This is a genomic window from Ornithobacterium rhinotracheale DSM 15997 (assembly GCF_000265465.1).
Lineage (GTDB): Bacteria > Bacteroidota > Bacteroidia > Flavobacteriales > Weeksellaceae > Ornithobacterium > Ornithobacterium rhinotracheale.
Genome location: NC_018016.1, coordinates 524837 through 542388, shown reverse-complemented (window position 1 = coordinate 542388; position 17552 = coordinate 524837). Strand labels below are relative to the sequence as shown.

At 38.4% G+C, this 17552-nt stretch carries 13 protein-coding genes and 2 tRNA genes; 12 read left to right on the top strand and 3 right to left on the bottom strand.

The window, feature by feature from the left end; genetic code table 11:
- Positions 1-156: 156 nt before the first annotated feature.
- The 6 genes from ORNRH_RS02555 to ORNRH_RS02530 all read left to right on the top strand — a co-directional run bounded on the left by ORNRH_RS02555 (position 157) and on the right by ORNRH_RS02530 (position 7831).
- A complete protein-coding gene (locus ORNRH_RS02555) occupies positions 157-684 on the top strand; it encodes a hypothetical protein (RefSeq protein WP_155814490.1) in 528 nt (175 codons plus the stop codon).
- Positions 685-975: 291 nt separating this feature from the next.
- Positions 976-2055 carry a DUF695 domain-containing protein gene (locus ORNRH_RS02550; RefSeq protein ID WP_014790349.1) on the top strand — a complete coding sequence of 360 codons (1080 nt, stop codon included), beginning with the start codon at positions 976-978 and terminating at the stop codon, positions 2053-2055.
- Positions 2056-2222: 167 nt separating this feature from the next.
- Positions 2223-4487: a GH92 family glycosyl hydrolase gene (locus ORNRH_RS02545; RefSeq protein WP_014790348.1), complete on the top strand. Its 2265-nt coding sequence runs from the start codon at positions 2223-2225 to the stop codon at positions 4485-4487.
- A gap of 70 nt (positions 4488-4557) precedes the next feature.
- A complete protein-coding gene (locus ORNRH_RS02540; RefSeq protein WP_014790347.1) occupies positions 4558-5889 on the top strand; it encodes an MFS transporter in 1332 nt (443 codons plus the stop codon).
- A 241-nt stretch (positions 5890-6130) separates the two neighbouring features.
- Complete coding sequence (locus ORNRH_RS11505; RefSeq protein ID WP_014790346.1) at positions 6131-6820, top strand: hypothetical protein; 690 nt, start codon at positions 6131-6133, stop codon at positions 6818-6820.
- 123 nt (positions 6821-6943) lie between these two features.
- On the top strand, positions 6944-7831 hold the full coding sequence (locus ORNRH_RS02530) for a hypothetical protein (protein ID WP_155814489.1): 888 nt from the start codon (positions 6944-6946) through the stop codon (positions 7829-7831).
- Between the two features lie 242 nt (positions 7832-8073).
- Here ORNRH_RS02530 and era read toward each other — a convergent pair whose 3' ends face one another.
- Positions 8074-8961 carry a GTPase Era gene (gene era / locus ORNRH_RS02525; protein ID WP_014790344.1) on the bottom strand — a complete coding sequence of 296 codons (888 nt, stop codon included), beginning with the start codon at positions 8959-8961 and terminating at the stop codon, positions 8074-8076.
- Positions 8962-9082: 121 nt separating this feature from the next.
- Here era and ORNRH_RS02520 point away from each other — a divergent pair.
- The 6 genes from ORNRH_RS02520 (at position 9083) to der (ending at position 14770) form a co-directional block, all read left to right on the top strand.
- Positions 9083-9155 (top strand) — tRNA-Gly (locus tag ORNRH_RS02520).
- A gap of 41 nt (positions 9156-9196) precedes the next feature.
- Positions 9197-9280, top strand: a tRNA-Leu gene (locus ORNRH_RS02515).
- Between the two features lie 143 nt (positions 9281-9423).
- Positions 9424-10605 (top strand): multidrug effflux MFS transporter, encoded by a 1182-nt coding sequence (locus ORNRH_RS02510; protein WP_014790343.1) that lies wholly within the window; start codon positions 9424-9426, stop codon positions 10603-10605.
- A gap of 105 nt (positions 10606-10710) precedes the next feature.
- A complete protein-coding gene (gene lpdA / locus ORNRH_RS02505) occupies positions 10711-12111 on the top strand; it encodes a dihydrolipoyl dehydrogenase (protein WP_014790342.1) in 1401 nt (466 codons plus the stop codon).
- 151 nt (positions 12112-12262) lie between these two features.
- Positions 12263-13324: a DUF4856 domain-containing protein gene (locus ORNRH_RS02500; RefSeq protein WP_014790341.1), complete on the top strand. Its 1062-nt coding sequence runs from the start codon at positions 12263-12265 to the stop codon at positions 13322-13324.
- 135 nt (positions 13325-13459) lie between these two features.
- A complete protein-coding gene (gene der, locus ORNRH_RS02495) occupies positions 13460-14770 on the top strand; it encodes a ribosome biogenesis GTPase Der (RefSeq protein ID WP_014790340.1) in 1311 nt (436 codons plus the stop codon).
- 54 nt (positions 14771-14824) lie between these two features.
- On the opposite strand, the gene ORNRH_RS12055 is transcribed toward der, so the two are convergent.
- Both ORNRH_RS12055 and ORNRH_RS02490 read right to left on the bottom strand, forming a co-directional pair.
- Positions 14825-14992, bottom strand: coding sequence for a hypothetical protein (locus ORNRH_RS12055; protein ID WP_014790339.1), 168 nt, complete (start codon positions 14990-14992; stop codon positions 14825-14827).
- Positions 14993-15044: 52 nt separating this feature from the next.
- Positions 15045-17468: a TonB-dependent receptor gene (locus tag ORNRH_RS02490; protein WP_169313179.1), complete on the bottom strand. Its 2424-nt coding sequence runs from the start codon at positions 17466-17468 to the stop codon at positions 15045-15047.
- Positions 17469-17552: the final 84 nt, after the last annotated feature.

Genomic DNA, 17552 nt, shown 5'->3' with positions numbered 1-17552 from the left:
TTTAGTCAAGGGATTTTTAATTTTGTTTTAACATTTAGTTGTGAAATAAAAGTAAAAGTTTCTCATTGATTTTCAAGCTCTCGGCTTGGGTGTTAATGGGTTGGTGGTTAAGGTTTTGTTAAGAAAATATTTGAAAATACAATAAATAAAATGGATATGGATAAGGAGAAATTTTTTAAAGATCTTGAATTTAAATTTAAAGTTGAGAAGAAAGCAACGTCATTAGAAGAACTTGAAGTTAAATTCAAAGTGTTAGAAGAATACTTAATAGACACGTCGCTTTATTTTAAGAAGTTTGGATTGAAAATTTATGGTTTTGAAGAACTTGAAGTGAAGAATAATAAAGAAGAATTTGACGAATTAGAAAGGAAAATTATTAATTTTAGGAGATTATATCCCACTAAATCCTTTAGAGAAGAGGAGGGATTGCATGATGAATATGGACTTTTCTATCTTGAATATGTGGAGAAAAAATTAAGGGGTTATGGTTATTTTATGGTCTTAGGTAGGGGGCATAGAGATGCCTACTATAACAACATTTTATTTACAGCTAAAAGGCTGGGATGTAATAGCTTTACGCAGGCTATCATTTTGTTAGGTAATGGAGATTTAAGTTTAGGAAGAAATAGACTTCATGATTTGCATATTAGATTTATAAAACTGTATTCTTATAACACAAAATAATGGTAAAACTAATGAGATTCTTGTCTGTGCAGGAATATCACAAGATTGAATAATAAGTTTTTTATCTTGTGTAAAAGGTTTCCTATCTTGGGTAGGCTTTGTGCAAGCCATTTCCTATCTGGTGCAAGTCCTACACAAGGTTGTGCAAAAGATTTCCCGCCTTGTGCATTAAATACACAACATCGTGTAAACAATTTCCTTGATGGTGTATTTAATATCCCAGATGATTTATTAAGTTCCCCTCAATAAAAAATAAATTTCTTTAAAAATAATTAAAAAAACATATTGATTATGACAGATTACAGCGAAAGATACCAAACCTTTTGGGATTGGTTCAAAACAGAAGAACAAAGTTTCCATGCAATCATTATGGAGGGCGATAATTCAACGATAGAAAAAGAAGTCTTAGACCCCATTATAGAGCATTTGAAGCTGGTAGATGGCGATTTGCAAGCACTATTAGGCGATGCAGGAAATCGTATGGCTGAGCTTATCGTTACTCCCGATGGGCGAGTTACTTCCATTGTTTTTGCTGAGGAGTTAATAGCCCACGCACCGCAGGATTTGCCTCATTGGAGGTTTATCGCCCTCAAACCTGCGATGAAAGAGCAAATCCCCGAGATGGCTATCAAAATGCACGGCTACGAATTTAGCCCCGCAAACATTCAGTTTCACCCAGTGGTGTATGAGGATTTTCCCGATGAGGTAGAGGTTATCTTTACCCACAAAGATATGAACGAAGACAACAAGGGAAACATTACGCAAGGCGTGTTTATTTTCTTGGACAATTATTTTGGCGAAATGAATATGGTTACCCGCATTGATTTTGCCGATGTTTGCGCCCCAAACGAGGTGGAGGGAGAGCTTATCCCGATACAGAAACTCGACAGCTACCTCAAATGGCGAGAGTCTGAATTTTTGGAAAAAACAAAAGATATTTATTACGACGATTCCGAAGATAGTTTTCAAGCATTAGAGGGCAACTCCGAACAGGGGCGTATAGTAGCCGTGGCGAACCAAGATGTTTTGCAGTGGGAAGGCAAGTCCTCCTACCCGTGGATGCTCGCGCTAGAACTTTCCTTTCCCGAAAATCTTTCTACAGACGCTCTTTTTAACTTATTAAATCAAATAGAAGATGAGATTGAGGAGGAAATAAACCAAGTATTTCAAGATAAAAAAGAAATGGTATTTGTGTGTAGAGAGACCATTCCAAATCTGCGAACCATCTTTTATGCCTGCAAAGATTTTCGCAAGGCGACCAAAATAGTAGATGGCATTTGCCAGAAATACCAACAGGAAATAGACAGCAGCTTTGATATTTATAAAGACAAATACTGGCGAAGCGTGGAGCGATTTAATATTTTAGGTTAAAAACCATGTGTAACAGCTTTAGATTGCCCATGCATTAAATGCTAATCATTATAAATGTCAAAGATTAAGCAAAGCTCAAAAAAATGATTTTTGGGCTTTTTTGATTTTAATCATAATTAAAAATAGATTTTTATTTATTAACTTTAAACCCAATTTTAATTCAAAACATGAGAATCAGACATACAATTTTAGCGTTGGCAGGTCTGTTGTTTTTCACCCATTGCGAGAAAAAAACAACATCGACCGAAGAGGAAAATGCCGAAAAATTAGATTTAGTACAATATGTAGATCCGTTCATCGGGACGGGCGAGCATGGGCACACTTACCCTGGGGCTACTATGCCGTTTGGCATGTTGCAGGTGAGCCCCATCAATGGCGTGAGTGCTTGGGACTGGTGTTCGGGCTATCATTATTCAGATAGTATCATCATCGGTTTTGGGCATTTAACCCTGAGCGGAACAGGGATTGGGGATTTAAACGATGTAAAACTAATGCCCGCTTCTATTACGGTAGATTTAGCGCAACTCAGCGTGGGAAAAGACAAGCAGTATCCAGAGAAATCAACCGCTTTGCGCGATATGTTGCCGTATAAATCTCGCTATTCGCATAGCAACGAAACCGCTACGCCAGGTTATTATCAAGTATTTTTAGAAGACCCTAAAATCAATGTAGAGCTCACCACGGCAAAGAGAGTGGCGTTTCATCGTTATACTTATGCTGATGGTGCGGAGCAAAGCGTGGTGTTTAATCCAGGTTTTGCCATCAATTGGGACGATCCTACGCACATGCGTTTAACCCAAAAAGATGAAAATACATTGATCGGGGAAAGATTCAGCACTGGCTGGGCAAAGAATCAAAAAGTATTTTTTGCCATTCGTTTTAATAAACCAATCACTGAGTTTAAAACGCATATGCAAGGCGAGAATATTACATCTGCGCAAGCATTCTTTAATAATGAAAACAAAGAACTTTTGGTAAAAGTAGCACTATCTTCGGTGAGCACCGACAATGCTTTGCAAAACATGGCAACCGAAGGAGAGGGCTTTCCGTTTGATGAAATTAGAGATAAAGCCAAGCTCGCTTGGAACGAAGCCTTGGAAAGCATAAATGTAGAGAGCGATAACAAAGACTTAAAAACAATTTTCTACACCGCCTTGTATCATACCAAGGTGGCACCCGTAACTTTCTCAGACGCCAATGGCGATTTTCGTCTAGAGAACGATAGTATCGTGAAAAAAGCCAATTATACAGCCTATTCTACTTTCTCGTTGTGGGATACCTTCAGAACAGAACACCCGTTGCTCACGATTACAGATCCAGACAAGGTGGCAGATATGATTAATTCTATGCTAGCCTATTATCAAGTGAATAAACTATTGCCTGTTTGGACTTTGTACGGAAACGAAACCAATACCATGACAGGCTACCATTCCGTGGCGGTGATTGCAGAGGCTTATTTGAAAGGAGTAAGAGGCTTTAATGCAGAAGAAGCCTACCAAGCCATGAAAGCAACCATGATGAGCGATGCACGAGGCTTGGATTTGTATAAAAAATACGGCTATGTGCCTTATGATAAATTAGACGAATCGGTAACTATTACTTTGGAATATGCTTACGACGATTGGTGTTTGGCACAAATGGCTAAAAAACTAGGCAAGGAAGAAGATTATAAATATTTCTTGAATCGTTCCATGGCTTACAAAAAATTGTTTGACCCAAGCGTGGAATTTATGCGAGGAAAATCTGCCGATGGGCAATGGAATCCAGTTTTTGATCCAAAACATTCCAACCACAGAGAGCACACCGACTACACCGAAGGAAACGCTTGGCAGCACAGCTGGTTTGTGCCACAAGATGTCAATGGATTTATTGCCTTGTTCCCAAGCAAAGAGGCGTTTACTAATAAGTTAGAAAACTTATTTACCGAAAGTTCTGAAATCACGGGAGACAATGTTTCAGTAGATATTTCTGGGCTTATTGGGCAATACGCACACGGAAACGAGCCAAGCCATCACATTGCTTATTTGTTCAACAAAGCGGGGCAGCCGTGGCGCACGCAATATTGGGTGAATCATATTTTAAAAACTCAGTATAACACCACGCCAGAGGGCTATAGCGGAAACGAAGATTGCGGACAAATGTCGGCTTGGTATGTGATGAGTGCTATTGGGTTATACCCTATGAATCCAGCCTCTACCGAATACGAAATCACTTCGCCTATGTTTGCTAAAACCACGATGAAAGTGGGGCAAGGCAAAACTTTTGTGATCGAGGCTAAAAACTTTTCAGATAAGAACATTTATATCCAGAAAGCAACGCTTAACGGCAAGCCATTGCAAGGCACTTCCATTTCCCATGAGCAAATCATGCAAGGCGGAACTTTGGTGCTTGAGCTAGGTGCCGAGCCAAACAAAAGCGGGTCTTTAAATTAAAAAAATACTTCAACGAGGCTTTTAATTTTATTGATTAAAGGCTTCGTTTTTTTATTTAAATTAAAACAAAATGAATTTAGTTAAAACAAAAAATCCACTAAAATGGGTGCCTACCGTTTACTTTGCGATGGGGTTTCCATTAATCACCATTTCGATGGTTTCGGTGGTGATGTTCAAAGATCTAGGAGTGAGCAACGATGAAATTGCACGCTATACATCACTTTTGTTGCTGCCTTGGTCGTTCAAGCCACTCTTTAGTATTATTATGGAGCTTTTCGGAACCAAAAGAAAATACATCATTTTTGCCGAATTTATTTCAGCCATTATGTTGGGAGCGGTTGTTTTTGCATTGCCGTTGCCCGATTTCTTCAAGATAGCCATTGCCTTTATGGGCGTGATGGCGATTAGCGGCTCGGTGCACGACATTGCGGGCGATGGAATCTATATGGAGCAACTCGACACCGAGACTCAAAGTAAATACTCGGGCTGGCAAGGTGCTTTTTACAATATGGCAAAAGTCTTGGCAAATGGTGGCTTGGTGTTCTTGGCGGGCTGGCTTTCTTCGCATTTGGGCTTTTCGCCTGTAGAATCTTGGCAATCGGTGATGGCGATCAGTGCAGGGATTATGGCATTGGTCGCATTTTACCATATTTTTATGTTGCCAAAAGATATCAGAAAAAAAACGGAAGGAAATTTTAAAGAAAAACTGCAAGAATTGTGGTTCATCATCAAAGATTTCTTTACCAAAAAATACATTATTTACTATTTATTCTTCATATTCTTTTATCGATTTGCAGAAGGCTTAGCCATGAAGGTAGCCCCTATGTTTTTAAAAGACAGCGTAGCCAACGGCGGATTAGATTTAAGCAATGAATCCTATGGCTTAATCTACGGAACCTTTGGAGCCGTAGCCTTTATCGCAGGTTCCATTCTAGCGGGGTATTATATTTCTAAATTTGGGCTAAAGAAAACTTTGTTTACACTTGCCTTGGCGTTCAATATTCCATTTGTGGTGTATTTGCTTTTAGCAATGTTTCACCCACATAGTTTATACATTGTTTCCGTTGGGATTGTTTTTGAATATTTCGGGTACGGATTTGGTTTTGTGGGCTTAATCCTATTTATGATGCAGCAAATCGCCCCAGGCAAATACCAGATGACGCACTATGCCTTTGCCAATAGTATTATGAATTTAAGCGTCTTGGTGCCAGGCATTGTAAGCGGTTTCTTAAGCGAAAAGCCAAACCAAATCATGATTTTAAACAAATTGAACCTCACACATTGGGTGCCGCAAGAATTTTTGGGTTATGAGTTGTTTTTTATGCTCGTAATGGTGTTTACTATACCCGCCTTGCTCATGACATGGTTTGTGCCATTTACCTACGACGACGAGAAGAAATAAAATCCCAGAAATGTTAAAGTTTTAAATTTAACATTCGCTTTATATGGAGAGGTGAATATGAAGCAAAACCTTTGTTGTAAAGCTTTATAGAGAATGAGTTAAATAATTAAATGAGGCTATAAGTCATGGTTTTAGCTGAAAGTAAAAAAAATGTTTTGCGATAAATAAAAAAAAACTAACTTTGTGCCGTATTGAAATTAATGTGTCTAAATAAAAGTTAAACAAATAAAAATTAAAAACGATGATTAAGAAAATTTACAAATTAAGCCTTGTAGCTTTTTTGGGATTTAGTAGCTTCGCTTTTGCTCAAGAAGTGGAGGGGAAAGTAGGGATAAATACTCCAGCTGATCAAAATCCTCAGGCTACTTTGGACATTGTAGCTAAAACTTCTTCGGGAGCTGCGAAAGAAGGTATTTTGATTCCGCGCGTTACTAGCGAAAAGGCTAAAGCAATGGGTGTTGATGTGGAAGAGTCTACCTTGGTGTATATCACAGATGGAGTGAGCGGTTCTGAAAGTGAAACTACTTCTTTAGTCGGTGGCGCAGGTTTTTACTATTATAAGAGAGGAGAAGATGGAAACAGGATTAATAAATGGATTAAGGTAAATACAAATACGGGGGCTGTCTATGTTCTTCCTGGATCGCTTGGTAACCTTAGACATTACAAAGATTCATCTCTTTCGGAGGGGAATTATCTGCCTAACGACTATATGATTGTACTTGAAAATAATGCTCTTAATGGCAATATAGCTCTTCCTCCAGCTGAGAAAAATAAAGGAAGAGTAATTTATTTGCTAAATGGAGTTAAAAGAGGGTTGGGGTTTGCTCAAGGTACGCCATCGGTTACTCCATTTAACTTCAGAACTATTGCGGTGAGTTCAAGTGTTGGATTTGTTAGTGATGGAACTACATGGTATGTGATTGGTAGATAAAAAATATAAAAAAATAAGAAAATGAAAAAAATATTTATAATATCGTCATTGTTTAGTACAGTGGTTTTTTCTCAAGTGGTAACTAATCAGGATATTACTGTTAATGCTGAGTCTAACGCTTTTTTGGATTCGTCATCGAATACTGTTAATTTTGAAGGAGAGGAAGATAGGAATATAGGAAGGGGGTTAGTTTTTCCTCAGACGGACTTATCAACATTTCAATTGAATGCTGAAGCTGCAGATGGACTTAACTTTCCTACTTACTATGATGGAATGATTGTTTATAATACGAATGAAGGAGGAACTACCAGCGATTCTAGCCTTACAACTCAGACGGAAAATTTGACTAAAGGTTTTTATTATTTTTCTAATCCTGATGGGAAGACTAATGGAAGTATAAGTGGTGGTAAATGGGTTAAGATTTTAGATGGTAAAGAGTTAGCTTCTGGAGTAACCTCAGGTAAATTTTGGTCTCTAAATGGTAACGCTGGAACTACGGAGGTAGTTGTAGATAAGCAATCAGGGAAAATTAAAAGTGGTAATTTTATTGGTACTACAGATGAAAAATCTTTAACTCTTGCAACAAACAATATTCCTCGCCTTACTATTGGTAAAGATGGAGGATTAATTAAAGAAGATGTAGGGGGTACTAAATTTGACTTTGTACTGAAAGTATATGGTAAAGCTAAGTTTGACAAAGGTATTGTAACTTCTGCTTCTACTTATCCGGATTATGTGTTCGATCACTATTTTACTGGTAAGTCTGCAGAAAATCCAAACTACCAATTTAAATCTTTAAGCCAAGTTGAGAAGTTTATCAAAGAAAACAATCACTTGCCAGGAGTTACATCTATTAAAGATTTAACCAAAGCAGATGGTGCTTATGAGGTAGATAACACTCAACTTTCTATCCAAACTTTAGAAAAAGTAGAGGAATTGTACTTGCACATCATCGAGCAACAAAAAGAAATCGAAGCGCTAAAAGCAGAATTGCAAGCACTTAAAAAGTAATCATACTTTATAATATTTTTGATGAAAAGCACCCCATTTGGGGTGCTTTTTCTATTTAAAAAAATTACTATATTTGTCTAAACCCTAAAAAGCATACAAGCCATGGAAATTTTAAGAGTGTTTGGGCTTATCAAAGGTAAGACCTTCTGATTTAGATTGTTAATTTGTCTAAAAGCGAAGCATGGGAATAAATAAAGCATAAACAAAAAATCCCGATTTTCGAGAAAATCGGGATTTTTGTTTTATTTTTTGTATCCGAATCGCTCCAAATCCGAATCCTTTTTTCGCCAGTTTTTGCGCACCTTTACATATAATTGCAAGTACACTTTCTTCTGGAAGAATTTCTCAAGCGCCAAGCGGGCTTCTTTGCCTACTTTAGAGAGAGAACTACCTTGGTGCCCAATCAAAATTCCCTTTTGCGAATCGCGCTCTACATAAATATCCGCATCAATGCGGATCATGTGTAAATCTTCCTTAAAGCGTTCCGTTACCACTTCCACTGCATAAGGAATTTCTTTTTGGTAATTTTCCAAAATCTTTTCACGAATTACTTCGTTCACGATAAAGCGTTCCGATTTATCCGTTAATTGATCTTCTGGATAATACTGTGGCCCATACGGCAACAAGGCTTTAATCTTGTCTAAAAGCAAATCTGTATTAAATCCTTCCAAGGCAGAAATCGGTAAAATTTCGGCTTTAGGCAATTGTTCATGCCAGAAGTTTACGGCAGATTCCATTGCTTCTTGGGTAGATTCGTCTATTTTATTAATGAGAATAATGACAGGAATATTTAATTTCTTCAACTTTTCATTAAACTCCTCGTTCAAAAGCTCTTTTTCGTTCGGTTCCACCACATAGAGAATAATGTCGGCATCTTTGAAAGCCTCTTCCACAAAATTCATCATGCGGGATTGCAACTCATAAGCAGGTTGCAGCACACCCGGCGTGTCCGAGAACACGATTTGCATCTCGGGTGTTGTTACGATTCCCATGATGCGGTGGCGCGTCGTTTGCACTTTATTGGTAATAATGGAAAGGCGTTCGCCCACCAATTGATTCATAAGCGTAGATTTTCCCACATTGGGATTTCCTACAATATTTACAAAACCAGATTTGAAATTCTTTTGCATGTGGCAAAGGTAATTAAAACCAAAATGAAAAAAAATTAATTTTTTTCGAATAAAAATTTGCAGAATAAAAATTCTGTGCTATATTTGCAATCCGTTTGAGAGACATGGTGTCAAGCGAAACGCGAAAATAGCTCAGTTGGTAGAGCGCAACCTTGCCAAGGTTGAGGTCGCGGGTTCGAACCCCGTTTTTCGCTCAACGACAAAAAGTTCATTAAAATATTTTAAGGCATAAGCCGCCCGGGTGGTGGAATTGGTAGACACGCAGGACTTAAAATCCTGTGGCCATTAGGCTGTGCGGGTTCAAGTCCCGCCTCGGGTACTAGAAAAGTCAGCTTTTTTATTTGTTAAGGCTGGCTTTTTATTTTTTTATAAAGTGTGAATAGTGTGTTGTTTTTTTAACACGAAAGTCAGTTCAATGAATTTTTTGGGCTGACTTTTTTTTATTCCTAAAAATTCAAAATTATGAATCTAAAAACTCGATTGATCTTTCTCATAGGTGCCATTGCAGCGATAGGTCCTTTTACGGTAGATATGTATTTGCCAGGTTTTCCTGCCATTGCTAGAGACTTAAACACGACCGAAAAAATGGTTTCTTACACCTTAACGAGTTATTTTATTGGGATTTCTATCGGTCAATTGTTTTACGGACCTATTTTGGATAAATTCGGAAGAAAGAAACCGCTGCTTTTAGGGCTGACTTTGTACTTAATTTCTTCTGTTGTTTGTGCATTGTCTCCGCATGTGTATGTTTTGATTTTAGCGAGATTTGTGCAAGCACTCGGTGCTAGCGTCGGAATGGTGGCGGGTACGGCAATTATTCGCGACCAATATGGCGCGAGCGAAGTGGCAAAAATGCTTTCCTCGGTTTTATTGGTCATGGGAGTGGCTCCCGTTATAGCTCCATCGTTGGGGAGTTTCTTTATTTCGCATTTGTCGTGGCGATACATTTTTTATTTCTTAACCTTGGTTTCGGGTGTTTTGATTTTAAGTTTAAAAATATTTTTGTCTGAGACACACGGCTACCAACCGCATATGGACTTCAGGATTCGCCCGATTTTGTATAATTATTATACAGCTTTGAGGCAGTCTAAATTTGTGAAATATACGCTAGGCGGGAGCATTGCGATGGCAATCATGTTTGCCTATGTATCGAGTATTCCGTTTATTTTGATGAATATTTACAAGGTTTCGGCTGGTACTTTTGGGATTATTTTTGCGTGCAATGCGGCAGGTTTCATTTCGGGAAGCCAGTTCAATCGTTTGCTTTTAAGGAAATTCCAATTGCATAATTTAACCCGAATTATATCGCTCGTTCAGCTTGTGATCTCTGTGGTGTTTTTAATTTTAGCATATAATTTTGAATTGCCTTTGCCTGTGTTTTTAGCCTTTGTGTTTGTCGTGTTGTTTTTGTTGGGCTTTATCAATCCAAACGCCACCGCCTTAGCGTTGGAGTCTTTTGAGAAAAACATCGGCGTGGCATCTGCATTAAACGGAGCTGTGCGTATGGCGGCAGCGGCACTCACTTCGGCAATGATGGGCGTGTGCTACAACGGAACGCAATTTCCGCTCATTTGGTTTATGGTTATTTTGAGCTTGTTTGGCTTTGTGTTTATTGCTTGGGCGCGTCGTAGTAGTCTGGCTTAAAAGTTTAATCAAATAGACAGAAATTTAAATTTGAACTAAATTTTCTTTCAATTCAGATGAATTTTATTAAATTTGTTAATCACAACATTTAATAAAATAATCGCTATGCAATCATTTGATGTTACCGTAATCGGCTCTGGGCCTGGAGGCTATGTAGCTGCCATAAGAGCCGCACAATTAGGTTTCAAAACGGCTTTAATCGAGAAATATAATACCCTTGGAGGAACTTGTCTAAATGTGGGGTGTATCCCGTCTAAATCTTTGTTGGACTCGTCTGAACATTATCACAACGCACACAAAAACTTCAAGGAACACGGCATTTCGCTAGATAATTTATCGATTGATTTAGCTAAAATGATTGAGCGTAAAAATGCAGTGGTAGAGCAAACTACCAAAGGGATTGATTTCTTGATGGATAAAAACAAAATTCAGGTTTTTAAAGGGGTAGGAAGTTTTAAGGATAAAAACCATATTTTGATACAATCTGAAGGCGGAACCCAAGAGATCGAAACTAAAAATACCATCATCGCAACGGGGGCAAAACCTGCGAGCCTTCCTTTTATCAAAATTGATAAAGAAAGAATCATCACCTCTACCGAGGCTTTAAGTTTAAAAGAAATTCCAAAGCATTTAATCGTAATCGGCGGTGGTGTCATCGGTCTTGAATTGGGCTCTGTGTATCAGAGAATCGGGGCAAAAGTGAGCGTGGTAGAATATGCTGATAGATTAGTCCCTACTATGGATGGTGATGTGTCTAAAGAATTGCGCAAAATCTTGAAAAAACTCGGAATGGATTTGCACCTTTCTTGCAAAGTTTCAAAAGTAGAAAGAGCGGGAGAAGAAGTAAAAGTAGCATTTGAAAACAAAAAAGGCGAAACCGAAGAAATCACAGGCGATTATGTTCTGGTAGCCGTAGGGCGAAAACCTTATACCGAAGGGCTTGGGCTCGAAAAAGTAGGCGTAGAAGTAGACGAGCGTGGGCGTATCGTGACCAATGAGCATTTAGAAACCAATATCGATGGGATTTATGCAATTGGCGATGTGGTAAAAGGAGCCATGTTGGCACACAAAGCAGAGGAAGAGGGCGTGTATGTGGCAGAGCGTTTGGCAAAACAAAAACCACATATTGATTACAATCTCATTCCAGGCGTAGTTTACACTTGGCCAGAAGTGGCGGGAGTAGGCAAAACCGAGGAACAATTAAAAGAAGAAAAAGTAGCGTATAAAGTAGGTAAATTTAATGTAAGAGCTTTGGGAAGAGCCAGAGCGAGCGGAGACATCGATGGATTTGTGAAAGTGCTTGCCGATGAAAAAACAGACGAAATCTTGGGCGTGCATATCGTTTCGGCAAGAGCTGCGGACATGATTGCAGAGGCAGTGACTGCAATGGAGTTCCGAGCCTCGGCAGAGGATTTAGCAAGAATTTGTCACGCACATCCTACTTACATGGAAGCGGTGAAGGAAGCCGCGCTCGATGCTACAGAAAAGCGAGCTTTGCATAGCTAAAAAATGAATTAAACTCAGTAAGGCGTTAGGATTTTAAATCTTAACGCCTTTTTTGTTTTTTGTAAAATTAAAAATATTATAAATTTTTATTTGGACTTAATATAAATAAAATATACATTTGTCCCCAGTTAACCAATAAAATATAAAAACAATGAAAAAAGGAATTATTTTGGCTTTTTTAGCTGGAGCCGTTTGTTTAACAAGTTGCAATAGCAATGATGATGACAACAATCGAGTAGAGCCACCAGTTAAAAAAGAAGTTTTGGAAGCAAATGACGCTCAATTATTTAATCAAGAATTAGCTAAATTTAAAGAAACCGCAGGATTTAAGAAAGCTAGTGCAGAAGTCGCTATCGCCGCTAAAATTAATGGGGACTACGAATCTTCATCTCCAGAACAATTAGTAAGACTGTTTACCGATTTAGCTCCATATGTGGGGCAAGCAGAGCAATTTAAGCAGTGGTTGCAAAAATCAAAAGAGAATCAAACCGAAGTTGCTGTAGATGGTAAGGCGGGATATCTAGGAAAAAGAATTGTAGATGCGAAAGGAGTAGAAACCTTTATGCTATACAAAAAAGGAATCACAGGAGGATTGCAAATTCATAACATTACAGAAGGTATTAAGAGTATAAAACAAGGTAAAGATGTCCAGAATAATTTGAATGTAGTGATGGGGTATCTTTTTGGAGTAGATGACTTTACATTAACTACAGGTAAGGACGGTAAGTATAAATTGGTTGTAAATAATGATGAAAAAGCAAGACCTAAAAATGAGTTGTTACGCTACATTAATCAAGTAAGCGAAAAACCAAATACACCTATTTTGGCAAATATTGTTTCTGCAGTGAATACCGCGAGCACAAACATTAAAGATCCAAAGAAACTGAATCAAAGTCTAGATGTGATTTCAGAATCTGTAGCAAAAATTTTGGCACTCAGAGCGGTACATTATTTCGATGAGTTTGTAGACGATCTTTCTAGTGAGGATAAGCGAGTGACTGCCGTTCACGAAATGTCTGAAGGTTTAGGCTTCGTTTATGGATTACAATTTACTTACAATCCAGCAACAGGAAAACCGTATTTCTCTAATCAAGAAGTTACAGATTATGTGAATTCTATTGATTTTTGGAAGGCTGATGAAGCTAAAGAGAAATTAAGTGAAATAGCTAATGAATTGGCAAAAAGATTAAAATTTAATAGAAAAGATGCTTAATCATAAATAGGCATTTATCTAAGAAAAATCGCTGTGAGTTTAGGCTTATAGCGATTTTTTAGTTTAGTGAAATTTGAAATAAATAGAGAGAATCTCTAAGTGTAAAAAAATATGTAACTTTGCAAAAATTTGAATATGGCAAATATTGTAGCAATCGTTGGGAGACCCAATGTAGGGAAATCCACTTTGTTTAATAGGTTATTGCAACGCCGCGAGGCGATTGTAGATAGCGTGTCTGGTGTTACCCGAGATCGCCACTATGGTAAGTCTGACTGGAACGGGAAGGAATTCACCGTGATTGATACAGGCGGATACATCGAAGGATCGGACGACGCATTTGAAGGAGAAATCAGAAAGCAAGTAGAATTAGCTATCGAGGAGGCGAGCATCATCGTTTTTGTGGTGGATAACCAAATCGGTGTGACAGATATGGACAAGCGTGTGGCTTTGTTGCTACAACAAACTACCGATAAACCTGTTTTCTTGGCTGTGAACAAGGTAGACAGCAACAAAAATATCATGGACGCAGTAGAGTTCTATGAATTAGGTTTCGAGAAATATTACACCATTTCTGCGGCAAGTGGAGGAGGAACAGGTGATTTGCTCGATGCGATTGTAGAAGCTTTGCCAAACGATGAGCACAAGGATCCGTTTGAAGGTTTGCCAAAAATCACGATTGCAGGTAGACCGAATGTCGGAAAATCAACATTCACCAATGCACTTTTGGGCGAGGAGCGAAACATCGTAACCGATATTGCGGGGACTACGCGTGATTCTATCGAAACGCTATATTCAAAATTTGGGCAAGAATTTGTGTTGATCGACACTGCAGGAATGCGCAAGAAAAATAAAGTAGAAGAGGATTTAGAATTTTATTCCGTGATGCGTTCCATTCGTGCGATTGAGGATTGCGATGTCGTGATTTTGATGATTGATGCCGAGCGAGGTATTGAGTCTCAAGACATGAAGATCTTTAATTTAGCTCAAAAAAACCGAAAAGGAATTTTAATTTTAGTCAATAAATGGGACGCGGTGGAAAAGGAAACCAATACCATGAAAGAAATGGAAGCGGCGATAAAATTAAGAATTGCACCATTTACCGATGTGCCGATTTTGTTCATTTCAGCATTAACTAAACAAAGAATTCATAAAGCGGTGGAAACTGCAGTGCGTGTGTATGAGAATCGCAAACGCAGAGTAAAAACCAGTCAGCTAAACGATATTTTATTACCTATCGTAAAAGCTACTCCGCCACCTGCCACCAAAGGAAAATATATCAAGATTAAATATATTACACAATTACCGACTAATACGCCACAATTTGCCTTATTCGCGAATTTGCCACAATATGTGAAAGAGCCGTATAAGCGTTTTGTGGAAAATCAACTGAGAAAACATTTTGATTTCTCTGGCGTGCCGATTCAAGTGCATTTCAGACAGAAATAATAAAAATAAAAAATCCGCTTTTTTAGCGGATTTTTTTATGTCTAAAAAAACAGTTTACAATCTGTTTCGTTCTTTCCTTTTATTTTGAAAGAATTTAATCACTACATAGATAAATACGATAAGGAGCACAAACATCCAAAGATTATCTATACTCGCGAGCCAATCCATAAATTCCCAATTGGTGCCGTTGGATTGCAAAAAAGCGGTGTCTATTGTTTTCATGTCTTAAAAAAATTATCTGTCAAAGTTATGAAATAATACAGAAAATCAGCAATTAAAATTCCATCATTTCATCGCCCCCCATATCTTCACGATTGCCACGCTCTCGTTTCTTTTTCTGATTGATTCGGTAGGAGAAGCTCAGGCTCATACTTCTGGGACGCCACTGCATTTCCATTTCAGAGAAATAATCCTCGCCGTAATTTTCTACCCGTCTTTTTCTAGAATTTAAAATATCTCGCACATTGAGCGTGAGCGTTCCGTTGCCTTTTAGCACATCTTTGCTCATGCCTAAATCTATGCCATACATCGCCTTAGACTTAGATTGCTCACTTCTCACAGGACCGTAGTAGAAAGCACTTAATTGCGTTTCGATTTTGCCAGGTAGTTTTAAATTATTGGATATTCTGCCCGACCAGTTGAACGCGTCACGGCTTAAATCATAGGCTTTTTGTGAAAGCGGATCGTGGTAGATTGCGTCCATTTTATATTTATAAAAATTAAAATTACTAAACATTCGCCACCATTTAGCCAAAGGAGCCGAAACGATAAATTCCATTCCATAGCTGTTTTGGCTTCCTGCATTGATGGGTTGCGTGATGAATGTTTGGTTGCCATCGATTTCTGCACGGCGTCTAAACACATTAATTTCATCTTTTGAATGCCTGTAATAAACACTCGGCGTGATGCTCACTTTCCCGATTTGTGTAATGTAGGAAAGCTCGTAGGCATCGCTAAAAGTAGGGTCTAAATCTGGATTCCCGATAAAGACATTTCGGTCGTCTGAATAATTATTAAACGGACTTAAAAATCGCCCCATCGGTCTACGGATTCTTCGGCTATAAGTAATCTGAATTTGGTTGTTTTCTTTATCGTCTAGACTATAATTTAAACTTGCCGAAGGAAACCAGCTGGAATAATTTTTGTTATTTTTCTTATTCGCATTTTTAGAAGCAATTTTTATATCTGAATGCTCCATGCGTAGCCCAAATAAGTAAGAAAAACGCCCGTGTTTATTCCCGTATTGCGAATACACCGCTTGAATGTTTTGGTCATAATCCAAAACATCGGCAAAACCCTTTTTAGTAATCCAAATGTCGCTGTCCAAATTTTGCACCGCATAATCGCTCGTGTTGCTTTGCCATTCGCCCTTGTAGCCAAACTCAAATCTCGCCTTTTCTTGCAAAGGCAATACATAATCCAGTTTCAATAAATTTCTTGTGCTACTTTCAGGGTTAAAACTTCGTTGGCTTAAATTTGGCTGAGTGCCAAGCTCTGTAATCGCTTGAATGTTGGAACGAGCATTGTCGGGGCTATACGACGAAGTGGCTACAAAATTCAGCTCGTGCCCTTTGTCGTTAAATTCATGTTTTAAGCTAAAAACGCCTTCTACCGAGCGGTCAAAAGCTCGCTCAGTGGTGATTCTTTTGCGTTTGCCCACCAATTCATCGTAGGCGTAGCTGTTGTAGTTGAGCGTGCTTAGATTATCGCCCTCTCTATAATTGAAGTTTCCAGAAAGTGTAACGCTTGTTTTGTCTGAAATATAATGTTCCACGCCTAGATTTACGCCCGTAGAAAAACGCTTTCTTTGCGTTTCTCCATTTTGCGTTTCACGACTTTTCACCTTGCCCGCTGTATCGAAAAAGGCATTGTTAAAACTTCTCTTTCCTGCATAATTGCTGTGGCGAATGTTGGGATTAATAAAGAAATTCCATTTTTTGGTTTTAAAATTCATATTAGCACTAAAGCTCTCTTGCTCAGGGATTCCCAGGGTGGTGTTGAAATTAGCATTAAAACCAATATTTGAACCCTTTTTCATAATAATATTGATGATTCCTGCGGTGCCTTCTGCGTCGTATCTTGCGCTAGGATTGGTAATCACCTCTACGCGTTGCACCGATTCGGCGGGGAGATTTTTCAAGGCATCAGCCACATTAGAGATTCCTGTCATGGCAGATGGCTTGCCATCGATCAAAACACGCAAATTCGTATTTCCTCTAAGCGAAATCGTCCCGTCGGTATCCACTTGAATAGATGGCACATTGTTCAGCGCGTCTGAAATACTGGCACCGCGCACACTCGGGTCGCGTTCCATGTCATACACACGCTTGTCGAGCTCCAAACGATACAGCGGCTTGCTACCCACGGCATTTACTTCCGAAAGCGAAATGCTTTTGGCTTCAATTTGAATAATTCCAAAATCGGTATCTTTATTAAAGATTTTTTCACGCTTAATCAAGCCACCATTCACGGGCTGAATGCTCATTTCATAAGTGCCCGCTGGAATTTCAATGCTAAATTCTCCGTTGGATTCAGTGTAGGTTTCTTTAAAGATTTTATCATCTTTAATGTTTTCAAAAGTAATGTGTGCATAAGGAATCGGGAAATTCTCTGCATCGTGCAAATTCCCTTTGATATGCACATTTTGTGCAAAAACACTCACACAAAATAGAAAGAGTAGCCAAGCGTATTTTTTCATTCGTTTTATAAATTTATTTTTCAGAATATTTAAAGGCATTTATCCTCTGCTTTATTAAACCTAAAGATAAAAAATGATTGATTA